Source organism: Pseudomonas sp. CCI3.1, from assembly GCF_034313985.1.
Classification (GTDB): domain Bacteria; phylum Pseudomonadota; class Gammaproteobacteria; order Pseudomonadales; family Pseudomonadaceae; genus Aquipseudomonas; species Aquipseudomonas psychrophila.
Map to the genome: position 1 here is coordinate 1,286,688 of NZ_JAVIWO010000001.1, position 16,841 is coordinate 1,303,528.

Annotated in this window: 16 protein-coding genes; 9 read left to right on the forward strand and 7 right to left on the reverse strand. The window is 53.8% G+C overall.

Translation table 11 applies throughout. The annotated features are described in order from the left end of the window. Positions 1 to 5 precede the first annotated feature (5 nt). Both RGV06_RS05800 and RGV06_RS05805 read right to left on the reverse strand, forming a co-directional pair. Positions 6 to 263, reverse strand: a complete 258-nt coding sequence (locus RGV06_RS05800; RefSeq protein ID WP_235428607.1) for a hypothetical protein — start codon at positions 261 to 263, stop codon at positions 6 to 8. Positions 264 to 391: 128 nt separating this feature from the next. After that, positions 392 to 1,282 (reverse strand): DMT family transporter, encoded by an 891-nt coding sequence (locus RGV06_RS05805; RefSeq protein ID WP_322149600.1) that lies wholly within the window; start codon positions 1,280 to 1,282, stop codon positions 392 to 394. A gap of 130 nt (positions 1,283 to 1,412) precedes the next feature. Here RGV06_RS05805 and RGV06_RS05810 point away from each other — a divergent pair, with 130 nt between their 5' ends. Beyond that, positions 1,413 to 1,850 (forward strand): Lrp/AsnC family transcriptional regulator, encoded by a 438-nt coding sequence (locus RGV06_RS05810; RefSeq protein WP_019826521.1) that lies wholly within the window; start codon positions 1,413 to 1,415, stop codon positions 1,848 to 1,850. 29 nt (positions 1,851 to 1,879) lie between these two features. Here the strand turns inward: RGV06_RS05810 and RGV06_RS05815 are convergent, their stop codons facing one another. Further along, positions 1,880 to 3,211, reverse strand: a complete 1,332-nt coding sequence (locus tag RGV06_RS05815; protein ID WP_019826523.1) for a PLP-dependent aminotransferase family protein — start codon at positions 3,209 to 3,211, stop codon at positions 1,880 to 1,882. 96 nt (positions 3,212 to 3,307) lie between these two features. Here RGV06_RS05815 and RGV06_RS05820 point away from each other — a divergent pair, with 96 nt between their 5' ends. From RGV06_RS05820 to RGV06_RS05845, 6 genes are all read left to right on the forward strand, one after another. After that, the gene (locus RGV06_RS05820; RefSeq protein ID WP_019826524.1) at positions 3,308 to 4,204 is read left to right on the forward strand and encodes a DMT family transporter; all 897 of its coding nucleotides are present in this window, start codon (positions 3,308 to 3,310) and stop codon (positions 4,202 to 4,204) included. A 423-nt stretch (positions 4,205 to 4,627) separates the two neighbouring features. Further along, on the forward strand, positions 4,628 to 5,506 hold the full coding sequence (locus RGV06_RS05825) for a winged helix-turn-helix domain-containing protein (RefSeq protein WP_322149603.1): 879 nt from the start codon (positions 4,628 to 4,630) through the stop codon (positions 5,504 to 5,506). Further along, positions 5,470 to 5,964 (forward strand): hypothetical protein, encoded by a 495-nt coding sequence (locus RGV06_RS05830; protein ID WP_322149605.1) that lies wholly within the window; start codon positions 5,470 to 5,472, stop codon positions 5,962 to 5,964. Before RGV06_RS05825 ends, RGV06_RS05830 begins: the two co-directional genes overlap by 37 nt. Before the next feature lie 295 nt (positions 5,965 to 6,259). Continuing rightward, positions 6,260 to 6,439 (forward strand): hypothetical protein, encoded by a 180-nt coding sequence (locus RGV06_RS05835; protein WP_322149606.1) that lies wholly within the window; start codon positions 6,260 to 6,262, stop codon positions 6,437 to 6,439. Positions 6,440 to 6,696: 257 nt separating this feature from the next. Next, complete coding sequence (locus RGV06_RS05840) at positions 6,697 to 8,304, forward strand: EAL domain-containing protein (RefSeq protein ID WP_322149608.1); 1,608 nt, start codon at positions 6,697 to 6,699, stop codon at positions 8,302 to 8,304. Between the two features lie 141 nt (positions 8,305 to 8,445). Then, on the forward strand, positions 8,446 to 9,783 hold the full coding sequence (locus RGV06_RS05845; protein ID WP_322149609.1) for an MFS transporter: 1,338 nt from the start codon (positions 8,446 to 8,448) through the stop codon (positions 9,781 to 9,783). A 60-nt stretch (positions 9,784 to 9,843) separates the two neighbouring features. On the opposite strand, the gene RGV06_RS05850 is transcribed toward RGV06_RS05845, so the two are convergent. Further along, entirely contained in the window at positions 9,844 to 10,932 is a 1,089-nt protein-coding gene (locus tag RGV06_RS05850; protein WP_019826533.1) for a hypothetical protein, read from the reverse strand. A 657-nt stretch (positions 10,933 to 11,589) separates the two neighbouring features. Between RGV06_RS05850 and RGV06_RS05855 the strand changes: the two genes are divergently transcribed. Further along, on the forward strand, positions 11,590 to 11,751 hold the full coding sequence (locus RGV06_RS05855) for a DUF2986 domain-containing protein (protein ID WP_019826534.1): 162 nt from the start codon (positions 11,590 to 11,592) through the stop codon (positions 11,749 to 11,751). Between the two features lie 521 nt (positions 11,752 to 12,272). On the opposite strand, the gene RGV06_RS05860 is transcribed toward RGV06_RS05855, so the two are convergent. The 3 genes from RGV06_RS05860 to RGV06_RS05870 all read right to left on the reverse strand — a co-directional run bounded on the left by RGV06_RS05860 (position 12,273) and on the right by RGV06_RS05870 (position 14,638). Further along, positions 12,273 to 12,788, reverse strand: a complete 516-nt coding sequence (locus RGV06_RS05860; protein ID WP_082113360.1) for a DUF1440 domain-containing protein — start codon at positions 12,786 to 12,788, stop codon at positions 12,273 to 12,275. A gap of 184 nt (positions 12,789 to 12,972) precedes the next feature. Next, positions 12,973 to 13,332, reverse strand: a complete 360-nt coding sequence (locus RGV06_RS05865; protein ID WP_322149610.1) for a hypothetical protein — start codon at positions 13,330 to 13,332, stop codon at positions 12,973 to 12,975. Between the two features lie 202 nt (positions 13,333 to 13,534). Continuing rightward, positions 13,535 to 14,638 (reverse strand): GlxA family transcriptional regulator, encoded by a 1,104-nt coding sequence (locus tag RGV06_RS05870; RefSeq protein ID WP_173667400.1) that lies wholly within the window; start codon positions 14,636 to 14,638, stop codon positions 13,535 to 13,537. Positions 14,639 to 14,958: 320 nt separating this feature from the next. Between RGV06_RS05870 and RGV06_RS05875 the strand changes: the two genes are divergently transcribed. Further along, a complete protein-coding gene (locus RGV06_RS05875) occupies positions 14,959 to 16,818 on the forward strand; it encodes a DUF1302 domain-containing protein (RefSeq protein WP_322149611.1) in 1,860 nt (619 codons plus the stop codon). Positions 16,819 to 16,841: the final 23 nt, after the last annotated feature.

Sequence of the window (16,841 nt, forward strand, 5' to 3'; positions counted from 1 at the left end):
TTCAATCAGCCTGCCTTGATCGCTGTGCCGATATTTCTTTGCGGTTTTAGCCCTTTAACCCACTCCTGGCCGCTGGCTTCATAAATCGCCGAAATGTTTTGCATCCGACGCTCAAAAGCACCCTCATCGCGCCCAAACCGCTCAGCTAAGCCACGATAAATATGAGATTTTACAAAGGTTTGTTCTTTAGCCTGTTTCTTCAACATCTCACGGTATGCCTCAACCGAGGCCGCAAGTTCCTTGTCACTCCAACCGTCCGACATCACCTTATCCCTATGAACCTATGCGTAGGCACTCAAGGTAGGGAAATTTACTGGCAACGTAAGCAGAAAGTAACTGCTGTAGGAAAGAGCCGAGATGCTAAAACTAAAATCGAGACCCTAACCCATTACTAAATCACCACCCGCCGCCCTCCCACTCGCCACCCCAGTTGAATCCCGGCCGCAGCGATCAAAATCGCCGCAACGCCGATCCATTGCAAAAGCTCAAGGCGATGGCCAAAGGCAAACCAGTCCACAAATATCGCGGCGATGGGGTAGATAAAACTCAGGGCACCGATCAATGCCGTGGGCAATTTCTGGATTGCTCCGTAGAGAAGCACGTACATCAGGCCGGTATGGACCACGCCAAGCGTCAGCAAAGTACTCCAGGCCTGTGTGCCAGTGGGCAGTTCCGTGATGTTGGCCATCGGAGCCAGCAGCAGTATGCCGGTACTGACCTGAATCAGCGCGATCAGGTGCGGGGGGACTGCGCGCAGACGCTTGATGATCAACACGGCCACGGCATACATCAACGCCGCACTCAAGGCCAAGGCAATCCCCAGCAAATATTCAGTCCCGCTCTCCCCTTTGCCGTGATGGGCGCTGACGATAGCCAGCATTCCTGCGAATGACACCGCAAGCCAGGCCAGTTTTTGCAGGGTGATTTTTTCGCCGAGAAACAACGCTGCCAGCCCAAGCAAAATAAACGGTTGGACGTTATAGACGGCAGTGCCAATGGCAATTGAGGCCCGCGAGTAAGAGGCAAACAACAGTACCCAGTTGGCGACGATGGCCACCCCGCTCAGCACAATCATTAAAAAACTATGGCGATTCAATACGCCGGGGCGCAGGAACCCCATCAGCGCACAAATCACCAGCAACGTGGCCGCACCGAACACACATCGCCAGAACACAACGTCCAGTACCGCTTGCCCGGAGAGCATGACCAGCCAGCCGATGGTGCCGGAAAGCAGCATGGCGGCGACCATTTCCAGCGAACCGCGTTGCGTTGTTTTGTCCATAATTGCCTCCCTCAAAGTAGGAAACAGTATGGCAATCTCGACGCTCGCAGCTCCATAATCCAAAAAAGGTAAATCGACCTATTTGCCTTTAGTGTTGAGGCATTCTGCTGGTTTCGCCTAAGGAGCAAAAATGAACGACGAGATAGATCAGCTATTGATTAGCGCCTTGATGCAAGACTCCCGCAGCTCCCTGAAAACGCTTGCCCGCATCAGCGGACTGTCATCACCCAGTGTGGCGCAGCGCATACATAAACTGGAGGAGCGCAAAGTCATCACCGGTTATACCGTGGACGTCGACCCCAAAGCATTTGGCTATCAACTCCAGGCCATCATCCGCATTCGCCCGCTGCCCGGTCAGTTGCAGGAGGTAGAACGCCAGATCCAGAACACGCCCCAGTTCACTGAATGCGACAAGGTCACGGGGGATGACTGTTTTATCGCTCGACTGCATGTGCGTTCCATCGAACAGTTGGACAGTCTGCTCGATGGCTTGAATGCCTATGCCGAAACCAATACCGCAATTATCAAGAAAAGCCCGGTTAAACGCCGCCTGCCACCCATGGGGTGATCTCCCACGGTTGAGGTCATGGCCGGCCCCTAAGCATGGGCTTGAACCACCCATTTCACTTTGGCCAGCCCCTCTCGCAACGCGTTCATGTCCACCGAACCCAGCGCCAGCCGGATCGCACGGGGCACGTGGGCTGAGGTGGCAAACGGCTGAGCGGTGGAGACCGAGACTTGCTCACGCAACAAGGCCGCCGCCACCTGATCGGCTCTGGCGTCCTCCGACAGAGGCAACCAGACAAAGTAGGAGGATGGATGACGAACTGTGTGCAGTCCGGCCAGGCGTTCGTCAGCGATCAATTGCCTTGCTTGTGCGTCCTTACGCTTTTGCGCCTCCAGTCGGCTAACGGTGCCATCGTCAAGCCAGGCGCTGGTGATGGCGGTCATCACGCCGGGGGCGTTCCAGGCTGTAACCCGGATGATTCGCTCCAAAGCACCAATTTTGTGTGCGGGCGCAACGATAAACCCAACCCGCAGACCCGCCGCAACACTTTTGGAAAACCCGGAAACGTAGACCGTCCTCTCAGGTGCTAACTCAGCCAACGGCTTAGGTGGGTTTTCAACCAAAAAAGCGTAGGCCGCGTCTTCAATAATATGCAGATCATGCTTGCGTGCGATCGCTACCAACTGCTCGCGCTGCTCAAGACCCATCACCCAGCCCAACGGGTTGTGCAAAGTGGGCATGCTGTAGATCGCGCGCACTGAGCGGCTACAACAGAGCTTTGCAAGGGCATCAAGATCGGGCCCGTGGTCTGTTGTCGGGATGGGCAGGATTTCAAGATGCAGTGCGAGCGCCAGCGCCTTGAACCCCGGGTAGGTCAAGGCATCGACCGCAATGACATCACCCGGTTGCAGCAAGGCCATCAGGACCACGGTCAATCCGTGTTGCGCGCCATTGACGATTAGCACCTGTTCGGCAGGCACGTTCAGGCCGCTCATGGCCAGATGCCGCGCCACCGACGCCCGCTCATGCAGGCGTCCTCCATGGGGCTGGTAGCGCAACAACGATTCGAGATCACCGGACAACGCAAGCTGACGCAACGCGGTGCGCAGCATATCGGCCTGGCCCGGCAAGGAGGGATAGTTGTAGTTGAGGTCCAGCATCCCGGCCGTCACGTCGGGCTGGTCAATGCCGTGACCGGGTGGCAGCGAGGTTTCCCTGACGAACGTGCCACGCCCGGTTTCGCCACTCACCAGCCCCATAGCCTCCAGTTCTGCATAGACCCGACTTGCGGTGACCAGGGCCAGCCCTTCACTGGCCGCCAATTGACGGTGCGTAGGCAGGCGTGTTCCCGGAGGCAAGCATCCTGAACGAATATCGACTGCAAAAGTGTCAACCAGCGACTTGTACCGGGATCGAGACATCGACTTGTATCCATGACAATATTTTGATTGTCATTAATCATCAGCCCTAGGATGCGTTGCATGCAATCCCGCGATTAGACCTGAGCGTGAGACTCGATGGAACGTACCTCCAACCTGCAAAACCCCGGCGCTGAAAAAAACCTGAGTGGCTGGATCAACGGGTTTATTGGCGTGGTCATTTTCAGTGCTTCACTGCCCGCAACCAAGGTAGCGGTACTGGAGTTTGACCCGGTGTTTCTGACCCTGGCCCGCGCCAGCATTGCCGGCGTAATCGCACTGGCCCTGCTTGGGGTGCTCAAGGCCAAGCGACCGGAGCGTCGCCATCTCTTCTCGCTGTTGCTCGTGGCAACCGGCGTTGTCGTCGGCTTCCCCTTGTTGACCGCACTGGCTTTGCAGCATGTGACCTCGGCCCACACCATTGTCTTTCTCGGCCTGTTGCCTCTTTCCACGGCAGCCTTCGCCGTCGTACGTGGCGGTGAGCACCCTCGACCGGCGTTCTGGATTTTTTCAATGCTGGGCAGCGCGATCGTGGTGGCGTATGCCCTGTCACAAGGCCTGACAGTCGCTCCCGAAGGCGACATCCTGATGCTTCTGGCAGTCCTGATGTGTGGCCTGGGGTATGCCGAAGGAGCAAAGCTGTCCCGCACGCTAGGCGGCTGGCAGGTGATCTCATGGGCGCTGGTACTTTCGCTCCCCGTCATGGCTCCACTTGCAGGGTTGAGTGCCCCGTCTTCATTTGCAGGCATCAGCCCCCCCGCCTGGTTTGGACTGGCATACATATCCGTTTTCAGCATGTTGATCGGTTTCATATTCTGGTACCGGGGGCTGGCCCAGGGCGGAATTGCAGCCGTCGGGCAACTACAGTTGTTACAGCCTTTTTTCGGGTTGGCACTGGCAGCTACCTTGTTGCATGAAACGGTTAGCATGGGCATGTTTGGCGTGACAGCAGCGGTGATTCTGTGTGTGATTTCGGCCAGGAAATTTGCCAACTAAGACACCTTGTTAATTGACAAGGTGCGAGGAGTTTAATGCTAAATGTTCTCTTGCGCTGACCGTTCGACAGCCACTTTTCCGTCACGGATCGCGCTTAAACTGTACACGGAGTGTTTATTTATAATAATGACACTCCAACAAACGGACACACCTGTTATATCTAAACTCCCCAACCGCACCCCCACACACTACCCGATTAAAAATAAAGACTTCAGTATAAACACTCTCGCGACGCAACACCTCACCCGACCTTACTCATACATCACTTTAATCTTAATCAATCTTACTTACCCCCAAACTCACCCCATTACCACCTCGAACAATCCAGCAAAGGGTAAAAATAGGAATTTTCCTACATCCATACTTGACTCATAACGCCTCACCATGGTGTAGTTGCACAAGACTATATCAAAGGTAAGTAAGATGCAGGGTGACCGTGAAACGCCAACACCATTACACACGGCCAAATGCACCTATGATCACGATAAGTTGTTACTGAGTTACCCTCCCCTGCAAACAACCCTCACCAGCAATGAAGGCCATTTATTATTAGCCCTGATTGAGGGGGTTACCGACAAGGAAGATTTAATTAGCCGTGTCTGGGGCGACCGGGGGCTCATTGTATCGGACAGCAGTTATTATAAAGCGCTCCACACCCTCAGGCATTACCTCTCCGAAGTGGGGCTCGACAGGTCCATCTTAAAAACACTGCCACGACGAGGCGTTGTTTTATTGCAGCACATAGAACGTGTTTGCGGCGATAACAGCAACCACGACGTACCCGGCGACCTGAAGCCCGCACGCCCCGACAGTCAAACCTTTGAAATCGCTACGCCTCCCTCAGAAGTAGCCACCCCGTTACTCGCCATCAGTGACCCACTTGAAAACAGTGAAACACCCTTGGCCGCCACACTCGAAGAACAGAGCCCCCCCGCCCTTCCACGTTCAAGTGCCGTGTTCAGGAAGTATTTCTATAAAGCATTTTTTTACGCGACGTTTTTCCTCGGCATTACGTTGCCTGTTTATTATGCCTATATGCTTTTCAACAAGCCGGTCCAACTGGAAGGGTGGCGACTGTTATGGGAAACCCCCCAAGCGAAACTGTATGTCGAACGGGGAGAGAAAAAAACCAAGGACAGCATTCTTTCAACCATGGCCAGGTTTGGTTCTTCTGTGGGTGCAACGGGAACAAATTACTATGTCCATAAAACATTATCCGAACTGTTAGTTAACTGCGAAAAACCAGAAAGCAAAGGAGAGGCGCTGTGCACAAACCACCTCATTATCGAACAAAAAAATTAATACTGCTCCTGAGCCTTGCCTCCACTCTCGTGTTCGGAACCCTCATCGCCCTGCAAGCCTACACCTACCATGAGGACACGCCTCAGGCACCGTGCTACGCCGCCATTGATTTCATCTACACGCTAGACAACGGCCAGCGCTGGACGGGCAAAGGAGACATGTCGATCAACATGGAGGCGCAAGAAATCTATCTTTACTTCAACCTCAAAGATCCTGAGCAGCAAGAGTTTCTATATAACCGCAGGCTCGACGTGCAGTTTGACACGCTGGACAGTTCACGTTTTTTGTTTAAAACCCTGAACGCCACGGTATTCGAAAGTGACAACAGCCTTAAACATGCGCTCTTCATGCGTCGCGGGCTGGAGGGCGGACTTATTACCTTCTCACGTTTCTCGGACGTTGAATATTATTACAACATCAATAATGTTCTGACGGGTGTATGCCACGTCCCCACTTGAGCACTGCAGGGTAAGTGCAACCCTTCAAACCCGCCCATTCTTTTCTAGTTGATACGCGGATGCCTTGCAGACATTCGCGCTGAACAAATACGGATAAACAGGTGCTCTCCCCATGCTCGTACAACGGCACGCGTGCTCTCTTTGCTTTGGCGAGCACCGACAACAAGTGCCGGACAGTACTTGCAGCCCTGGGGACATCAGTACTTGATCCATGCACAAACTTCACCACGCTCGTTAGCGCACTGCTGTACTGCGTAAAGGAGACCAAGGGAGGGTACTTCCCGCACTGACAAATATGCGCAGCAATCGTGTTAGCGATATGTTCAATCTCCTGCTCGCTAGCCAGGCAGCCTTGGCGAATCAATACATCAAGAAAGCGCAAGGCATTTCTAACATCGATATTCCTGACGGTATTTTCATCCTGAATGGCCAAGGCGGCTTTAAATCCGAAGTTTCTGCCCACGATGGGAATTGATAGACGTGAATGCATGCTGCCCTGCCCAGGAAGAGTTCTAACGCCATGCTCCCACAGCGCTACGCCCTTAACCCGGCATCGCTCTTATATAGACTTTCCGGACCTTACTTCTTCTTACTGCATCGGAAATACACAGTGCACGGGTATTATTCAAGGCCCGATGCGCTTAACATTGCAGCCTGAAACTGCCATTTATCATGTTCGCCCTCTCTTACCTTACCCGTATTCTATCCGACTGAATTTCGCAGGAATGATCCATGAATCGAGCACTACGTTATTCCTCGAAGAAGGTTTTTTTAATAGCGCTTGTCATCGGCATTCTTCCACTGGCCCTGGGCATTCCTCTGGTCTACCTGAAATCTGTCTCGGATTTATCTCGCACATCAAACACTGCGGCGCATGAGGCATTCAGGCAGATAAATGTGATGCTCAGCGAAGCAGAGGCGGCCGCCAAAGAACTGTCAGACATAACCGGGTTGCCCTGCTCGCAAGCGGCCAAGCCACTTCGGGAAGCCGTTGCCACCTATCGTTTCTTGCGGGCAACAAGTCTGGCCACTGACAACAAGGTTTATTGCAGTTCGCTGTATGGGTCCGATGTAAACATTACCGTGAACCCACACGATTATTTGCGTGGCCGTCTGCGACTGATTGACCAGACAGCCTCAGGCTCCAAAACCGCAGCCCTCATTCTAAGAACCCAGCAAGCACATAAAAGCGCCTTGGTCAGCATTGATGGCCGCCATATTCAGGACGCCCTTCACCTCATCGATAAAAAAAGTAATTTGTCACTCAAGGTCGGTAACCACTGGATGACCCAAAACGGGGTAGTGGATAACCCTCCGTTCGAAAACGAACCGACGGCACCCCGCTCCGTAGTGTCCAACGAATATGGGTTTACAGTCTCTGCGGCCTATCCGGCAGGCACCCTTTTCAGCCATACACTTGAGACCTATTCGATTATTCTTGGCCTATTGCTGGCCTTGGGCATGTTTTCCGGCCTGCTCACCTACTGGATGCTGGGGCGCGTGCTGGCCCCCAGCATTGAGCTTCAGCGGGCTTTGTCCGCCGATGAGTTCGTTCCTTTTTTACAACCTGTCTTCTCTTCAACCTCTGGCAAATGTATCGGGGCCGAAGTACTGGTCAGGTGGAACCACCCTCATGAAGGGATTATTACGCCCAATAGTTTTATCCCGCTGGCCGAGCGCTCCAATCTGATCATTGCCATCACCCGGCGCCTTATGCACAAGACTGCACAACAACTCGCGCCACACGCGTCGAGACTGGAGCAGCCCTTTCACATCGGATTCAATGTGTGCGCAAAACACTTTGAGAACTTTGACCTGGTGGATGAATGCATTTTATTTTTGAAAGCGTTCAAACCCGGCACTGTGATCCTGGTGCTGGAAATGACCGAGCGCGAACTTGTAAAACCGACACCCACCGCACTTGAACTCATTGAAAGGCTCCATGAGCTTGGCGTAAAAATTGCGCTGGATGATTTTGGCACCGGTCATTCGAGCCTGAGCTATTTGCAGCGTTTCAAAGTCGACTTCATCAAGATCGATCAGAGCTTTATCTCGATGATCGGAGCGGATGCCCTGTCCGTGCACATCCTTGATTCGATTTTAGACCTGGCACTTAAACTGGACCTGCAAGTGCTGGCCGAAGGCATTGAAACGGAAGAACAACGCGACTACCTGGGTGCCTGCGGCGTGGATTACATGCAAGGCTATTTCTTCGCCAAACCCATGCCCGTCAGTGAGTTTCTGAAGACGATACTCAACCACCCGGATTTCTCGAACAAAACAGCCTGGACTGACAGCCACAGTCAAACCGGTAAACGTTTAACGTCCCCGGTGCGGTGATTCTGTCAGTTCGCAGACCTGCCCTACAGGTATTAACCGAAGGATCGTCGGTGCTGAATATGCCGATGACACTTTTGGAGCGAATCACCTCCAGCGCTGCCTCGATAATCACGACTTACTGATGACAGGTCGAGGTTCAGCATGACGAGCGTATCCACAGAGCAGGTCAGCCCGAAAGCGCTGAGAAAAGTGATTGCCGCCGCCACCATCGGTAATTTCGTCGAGTGGTTCGACTTCGCAGTGTATGGGTTTCTGGCCACAACCATCGCCCAGCAGTTTTTCCCCAGTGGCGATACCAGCGCCGCGTTGCTCAAGACGTTTGCCGTGTTTGCAGTGGCTTTCGCCTTCAGGCCATTGGGCGGCATTTTCTTCGGCATGCTGGGGGACAGAATCGGCCGCAAGCGCACGCTTGCGATGACCATCCTGCTGATGGCCGGTGCCACGACCTTGATCGGTGTGCTGCCCAGTTATGCCGCTATCGGGGTTATGGCACCGATCCTTCTGACCCTGATCCGATGCGCCCAAGGGTTTTCGGCCGGAGGCGAATATGCGGGAGCCTGCGCCTATCTGATGGAGCACTCGCCCAACGATAAAAGGGCTTGGTATGGAAGTTTTCTGCCGGTATCGACATTTTCCGCTTTTGCCGCTGCTGCCGTGGTGGCCTATGCGCTCGAGGCGTCATTATCGGCCGAGGCCATGGGTAGCTGGGGCTGGCGCCTGCCGTTCCTGATTGCCGCACCTCTGGGCCTGGTGGGTCTTTACATGCGCTGGAGGCTGGACGAGACCCCGGCGTTTCAGGCGGTGACAGAGGAACACGCGGTTGCCCACTCCCCGCTCAAGGAAACGTTGCGCAATCATGGCGCAGCCATCTGCTGTCTGGGGGCTTTTGTATCGCTGACGGCGCTGTCGTTCTATATGTTCACCACCTACTTCGCAACCTATCTGCAAGTCGCAGGAGGATTGAGTCGTGCAACCGCGCTGCTGGTGTCGTTGATAGCGCTGATCTTCGCCGCCGCAATATGCCCACTGGCCGGGCTCTATTCGGATCGGGTCGGGCGTCGGGCTACAGTGGTGACGGCGTGCGGTCTGCTGATTATCGCGGTGTATCCGTCGTTCATGATGGCCAGTTCCGGGGGGTTCGCAGCGTCCATCATCGGCGTGATGCTCCTGGCCATTGGCGCAGTGTTATGTGGCGTGGTGACCGCAGCGTTGCTTTCGGAAACCTTTCCTACACGTACTCGCTATACGGCGTCGGCTATCACCTACAACATGGCCTACACCCTCTTCGGCGGCACGGCACCGCTGGTAGCCACTTGGCTGATCAGCTCTACCGGCAGCAATCTGTCGCCTGCGTTTTACCTGATGGCTGTGGCATTGCTGGCTCTGGTCGGTGGCCTGGCATTGCCCGAGACTTCGCGGATTTCGCTACATGATGTGGCGACGCCAGCAAAAGGGACGACTGTGCCTGCATCGGTCTGAGGTGCTGACCGGTTGGACTGAAAGAGGATGCCGCCGAGCTTGAGCTCGGCGGCAGTTGGATCAGGACGCGGCGTCCAGGGCGGCTTTTTGCGCCTTGGCGATTGAGCGACCACGCAGCCAGTTGAAACAGATAGCGAGGATCAGGGCGAAACCCACGTAGCCCAGCAGCGGATAGACGGTACCTACCAGCTTGCTGAAACCGCCCAGGCTCAAGCCCAGACCCACGCATACGGTCACGGCACTGACGATTTTGAAGCGACTTGTTTCAGGTTTGGAGAATCGTGCACTGAAAGCAAAGAACATCCCCACCGCAGTGCTGTAGACCATGCACACCAACGCCACCGACATCACCACCGAGAGGATTGGCGAGATGCGGCCTGCGAGTGCCAGGGATGGCATTTCGATGCCTTGCAGTTGGTTAATGTTGGCAAACAGGCCGATGTTCAACAGCAGGATCAGCGCACCCAGACCCAGACCGCCAAGTACGCCGCCGATTGCAGCAGCCTTGGGCTGTTTGGTCATGCCGCCAATCACAGCCAGCATCGGGAAGCCTACGGCGATATTGAACGATGCGTACAGCAATGCACCGACAAACCAGTTACCCGTAACGGTCTCGTTGTTTTCACGAGCAACAGCATCGAGGGTTTCGATCGGGGCGTTGTAGCTGAAAATCGAGTAGGTGGTGATGATGAGTACCATCGCCAACAGGAAAGGCATCACCGCGCTGATCAGGTCAATGATGCGCTTGACGTTCATGCACAGGGTCGCGATCACCAGTACAGTCATCAGCACACCGCCGACCAACGGATCCAGACCGTACTGCTGGGAAAAGATCGAACCGCTACCGGCCAGCATCACCACACCGACGCCGTACAGGAAGAAGGACAGCACCACGTCAACTACCAAGCCGAGACGAGCGCCGAACAGAATATAAAGAACGTCCTTGTGGGACTTCGCCTGCATCTTCGAGCTCATTCGAGCGATCTGCATACCGAGGAAAGCGAACATCAAACCGCTCACCAGAGTGCCTACGATGCCTATCAGCCCATAGCCGGTGAAAAACTGTAGCACCTCCTGCCCGGAGGCGAAGCCACCGCCAATGACGACAGACATGTATGCAAGAGCAATCTGGATCGACTGTTTATTCATTACACTTTTCTCATTCTTAGACTTATTAGGTGCACGGGAAAAGTGAGGCCATCTACGCCTTAACATTTCCGCAGAGCGACTATCTCCATAGCAGTCCAAAAAAACATCGTGCTTTTTCGAACTGTGCAGGTACGCAGACGCCGAGCGCAGTATAGGAAGTGTTGAGCAGTTATTTTCACCATAAAAATCACAAATAACAGCTTAAACATGGCGCACTTCATGATTTAACAGCAAATAGATACCGAACATGGCAATATTCACCGCAAAATCAATTGAAACATTATGAAACAAGTAGGCTTTTACAAATCAAGCACTTAGCCGATATCGGCAAAAACGCCAGACGCTCAGACCCATGGATACAGTCCTGAGGCACCCCCCTCACAGGGTCAAGCCAGATGCAAAAAATCGGGGTATTAGCTGAGCGTCCCGTGCAAAAATAACTGACAATCGTCTTTACAGAGCGCAACTCCATGACGCCCATCAACTTTTGTGCGCACTAGGGACTCAAAACCTGCGAACGCTTGGCGGCTCAAGGGGGGGGACGGGGTGATGGATGACCTTTGGAACCGTAAGTCGAGCGGCTCCCTTCAATGTGGCGGCACACTCTCGAAGACACGGTCAGGCAAAAATCAAGAACATACATGCTGAGTAGAAAACATGAATCGTCGCAAGAAAATAACGCAGCTATTGAAGGCTCACGCCAAAAAAGCCAGTGCCAAGCTGGCACCGAAAAACAAGACCAAATACATCAGCAAAGCTGACCGACTTAAGCTGGCAGCCGAGACCAGTCAGGAACCGACCACGCCTTGCGAAAGTTGATTTACAGGCCACTCGTGTTAACGCTGCCCTGGCGTCAGCAAGGACGCCCATGTCGACCGTTTGCTCGACACTGATATTCCCTTGCCACAGGCTAAAGGCCTTGACCACCTACCCGGTACTTCGCGACCTGAGTCGCTTGTCCGTAGGTGGCGGTCTTTATTGCCAGAACACCCGCCTCAATCAGGCAGCAGCAACCAGGCCTCGACGACCAGCTCCCGTATCGAGCTGATAAACAGCTAACAAACCACGGAACATATCCAAATGCGTATGGCCAAGCGCTTAAATACGCCCATGAGGCCGAACGTCTGTGACCGTCAACGCATCAGGTGCGCCTGCGAACTTGAGGCAAGTCATAATGACTGATCCCAGTTAGTCATTAAAAAACTGAACACAGCAAACACAACCAGCGCAATTACAAATATGTGTTTCTTGTGGATTTTAGTTTTCATAACGTTCCCTTTTTTCTAAAGTTTCCAAGCCGCCAACGCCGCTCGAAGTTCAATGTCAGGTTGTGAAGATAATCAAGTGCGATTCAGTGATGGCCGATCACGCAGGTCACGCCTCACCGCCTCGATCGTCCAAATCCAAAAAGCCGTGCCTACAAATTCCGAAATCAGTGCCTGAGGACCAGCACTCCATAACCACCCTGACAGCCCCAGAAGAGGAACAACCAACCCATGGGCAAAAACAGAAACACCCACGCCAAATACAATACCGTGAAGAATATTGGCCCTTGGTAAAAACTCAACAACGACACAATAGATGACGGCAATCACCATAGAGAAGATTATATGAACCCCATTGCCGCCCCAATTAATGCTGTATCCCATCCAGTCATAAGTCAGGACGTCTACGTTAACGCCAAGCTTTTCCAGAAGCACTACAGGGGGCGGTGGTGTATTGAGGGTTCTGGGTGGAATCAATGTCTCAACGCCTGATTTCACGAGCGCAGATAGGATACCGGCAACTACCCCCACCCGAATAGCCGCTGTTATATTTCGTTCTTTTTTTGATCGCATGGTTAATAACGCTAACATCCAATCACCCCATATACCTAGCCAGCAAGTGCTATGGCATTTGTAAAAAAACAGACCCGCGAGTTGTTCGGATCTTACTCTAGTACATTTTTATTTTTTTGACAGAGGCTAAAGTACTGATGTGTTGTATCGACCCTGGAATGCGCGCTGAGCCTGATTTTTCCGGCGTTAATGCGGGTATGCCTTAGCCAAAAAGACCTTTAAGCAGACGAACCGCCGACAGTTGTTTTTGCGCCTCGTGCGCGCTGAGAGGTCTTTCGCAGCATTCTCGACTGAGAAAGACAATTGCGTCATTACCGTCAGGATTTGCGGAATAACCGGGGTGACTGGATATCGCTGCCAGCAAGTCTTGCGTGACAGGTGCAACATGAAAATGGACATTAAAACCAGGCGAGAACCCTAATTTGTAGAACATCACTTTGTAGGGGGAATACGCCATTATTAGTACACGCTCCACCGTTTTCATTACCCACCCTAAAGACGAAAGGGCTTCACAACTCAACTCACCGAGATCCGATGCTGTTTCTTCAGATGAAATGATCAAGTACCCGTCGTGACGTGCGTCTCTGCGATGGCTCACCACCCAGTGGGAATTCCTGAAAACCCTTAGCTCGTCCATATAGCCCCCAGTTGAGCGACGTCGTTAGATGTTTGCTGGCCGGGGCTGATCGTGCATAACGTCAGCCATGACCGCAATATTTAATAGATGCAATGGGCAAAAAGACTGTCCCGCCCCCGCTGCGTTATCACTGATCTGACCTGAGCTGAGGCCCAATGCTCAGTCCCTTTATCAAGTCATCGACTCTGTCCTTGGGGCCAGACTCGTCAGCCCGCCACCAACGACTAGATATGCGCATGGTGTAGCGACGGCGATATTCTGAAGGCGTGACTCCCGTTGCGCGACGGAACAGGCGCCGGAAAGCGCTGGCATCCTGATAGCCGCAGTACTCCATCACTTCAGTCAGATCTACCAGGGTGACTTCCAATAATTGCTTGGCTCGTTCCACCCGCAGTCGGTGCAGATAGTCGAGCGGCGTCATGCCTTCTACTTCTTTGAAATGACGCAGCAAGGTGCGAGGACTCGCTGCCGCTTCCTGAGCGACGCGTTCCAGGCTGTAAGGCGTCTGGATGTGCTGCTGAATCCAGTGCTTGGCACGGAACACCACGCTGTCACGGGTCTTTACCGAAATGCCAGGGAAATTAAGGCTCGAATGCTCAAAACGCATTGGGTGATAGAGCAGCCCATTGGTCGCAATCTGCGCCATTTCTTCGCCTGCAAAATGACGAATCAACTCCACCATCAAATCGCATACGGCTGCCGGGGCACCTGCGGTAAAGACCAACCCGTCAACCACCACCGGGCCTTCCATTGCCAACTGCACCGCAGGAAAGCTGGAGGCAAACCAATTGGCAATCATCCAGGTGACCGTCGCACGCCTGCCGTCCAGCACACCCGCTCGAGCCAGCATCACCGGGCCGTTAAAGCTGGCTGCAACGACACGTCCTTGAGAGTGATAACGCGCGATGCAATTCAGTTCCTCGGTGCATTGATCGAGCACATGCTTAAGATCCGGCACGCTTTTCATCTGCACCCCTGGCACAAACAGCGCGGTCTGCGAAGGCCGCAACGCTTTGCGCCCTCCGGCAGGCGATTGCATCCCTGACAACCAGTCCGGAAGCGGCAGTTCATGGCCCGCTGCATCAATCAATCGCCAGTGAAAAAAGGCCCCTCGCTTATCCGGATTACGCATCTGCCACAGGTTATTAAAGGTGCGCAGAATGTCGATCACACTGAACAGCGTCCCGGCCATGCCATGGGGGCTGTGCAATAAATCTATTCGGACGTTCATCGGTCCACCTGGCGTTATTGGATTTATTTTTGGCGATATTAGCCCTACTTCCAAATGCTGTCTGCCTACGGCTCGTACTCGCTGCCCTGCCCTATTCCCCCTCCCTGCCAGAACACTGGATATCAAAGCGTATGAGTAGGCTGACTCAGGGGTGGGCTCGCTTCTTTTGAGCGCTCAAATAAGGGGCCTTAATGCCTGTTTTCTGCTGGCGATATTGACACCATCGCTGTCGGTATTCGCCGTATTAAGAAAAATAGTTCAGCGCTAGACTGAAAAACGCCTGGCATTCACAAGAGAAACAAAAACAAAGGTATTAGTCAGTGACAACAACAATAAGAAAACAGTGGGCAGCGACCCGAAACCCCGTATTTGCAGGGCTGGCCACGTCTTTATTGACCGTTGGCATGACGGCATCCGCTGTGGCTGGAGAGCTTGTTTTCGGCGATCTCAAGTCAGGATTGGGCAAAGGTATCGAATGGCAGCAGGACGACACTCGCCTGAACGTGAAAGGTGCTTTTTCACTGGGCTCCGTGTGGCGCATGGACAAACCGAGCCATCGATTGACCAGCACCGAGTACGGCATGAATTTGTTCAATGACGGCAACCTCAACTACAAGCGCGGCGATGCGGTTTCTACTTCCACCGAGGCTTACCTGCAAGCGGATTTGAGCCACCGAAACCTTGGCATGTTTCTGAGCGCCAAAGGCTGGTACGACTACACCCAAAAACACCAGAACGTGGACTACGGCAGCGTTCCGAACGGCTATCAATCCGGTGAGCCGCTGAGCGATGCAGGGTTTGATTCGCTGGCGCGGTTTTCCAATGCAGTCATCAACGACGCGTATGTTTACGGCACGTTCCAGCCTGGCGGGCACAACCTGCTGGTGCGACTCGGCGATCAGGCGATCCCCTGGGTCACGCCAACCACCATCGGCGGCGGCTTACAGGCAGTGAACGCTTTTGATTGGGCCGCGGCACGTCGAGCCACTTCAATTGCAGAAGCTCGCACCGTGGCGATGCCGACCCTTTACGCCAAGTTGGCGCTGACTGAAAACCTGTCGGTCGATGCGTTCAACCAGTTTGAGTTCCGTCCCAGCGCTTATCCGGGTTGCGGTACCTTTCTATCGACCAGCGATTACGCTCAACCGGGGTGCGATCAGTTTCTTCTCAATGGCAGTATTTTGAGCTCCCTGGCCGGGCGCCCGATTTACACCACCGACGGCCAGGCCTTGAACAACCCTCTGGATTACGTGTCCCGTGGCCCGGACCATCGCCCCAGTAACAATCAGTTCGGCGCCAGCCTGCAATATTTATGGCAAGACGTCGGCATGTTCGGGCTGTATTTCGCTGACTACACCAGCCGCGAAGCAGTCACCCAGGCGGTACGTACCGGCCCCGGCGTTCTGACGCCGCCCGCCGCTAACCTCGGCCAGGCCAAACCCTCGGGGATTGCCGCTTATTATCAACGCGCCTTCCCGACCAGCATCCGGATGTACGCCCTTAATTTCAAAACGCGACTGCCAGGTGGCACAGGCATCTACGCTGAATACAGCTATCGTCCCAATCAACCGATCGCCTGGAACGGTTCCGATTTCATTGCTGGCCTGTTAGGAGGCAACGGGCCCATGGGCTACCTGTCCAAAACGCCCACAGGCTATGTGGCCAGCGGTTTCGACCGGTTTCGAGTGAGCCAGCTTAATCTCGGCGCCAGCCATCCTTTTGGCACTGTATTGGGCGGCGAGATGAAGTTGTCAGCCGAGGCGGGATTCAAATATGTCCACGACCTGCCCGACACTGACGACATCCGTTACGGACGCCCCGGCTTCGGCAGCGCGCCTTACGGCAACAGTTCGAAATGCACAGGCCCGGCGGCAAAATGTGCAATCGATGGTTTCGTCACACCTTTCTCGTGGGGAACCCGTTCCAAAGGAGAGATTCGTTATAGAAACGTTTTGCCCGGACTTGACCTGACGCCTTCGTTAACCCTGGTGTATGACGTCAAAGGGCACGCCTATGACGGCGTGTTTTCCGAAGGGCGTTATGCACAAATTTTCGGACTGCAGGGTGAGTACAAAAGCGACTACAACTTTGAGCTCAACTACCTGAACACCGGGGGTGGCGATTACAACATGGTTGCAGACCGAAGCATGTTAGAAGCCAGTGTCGGCATGCGCTTCTAAAAAAGCTCCTCAATTAAAGGCCA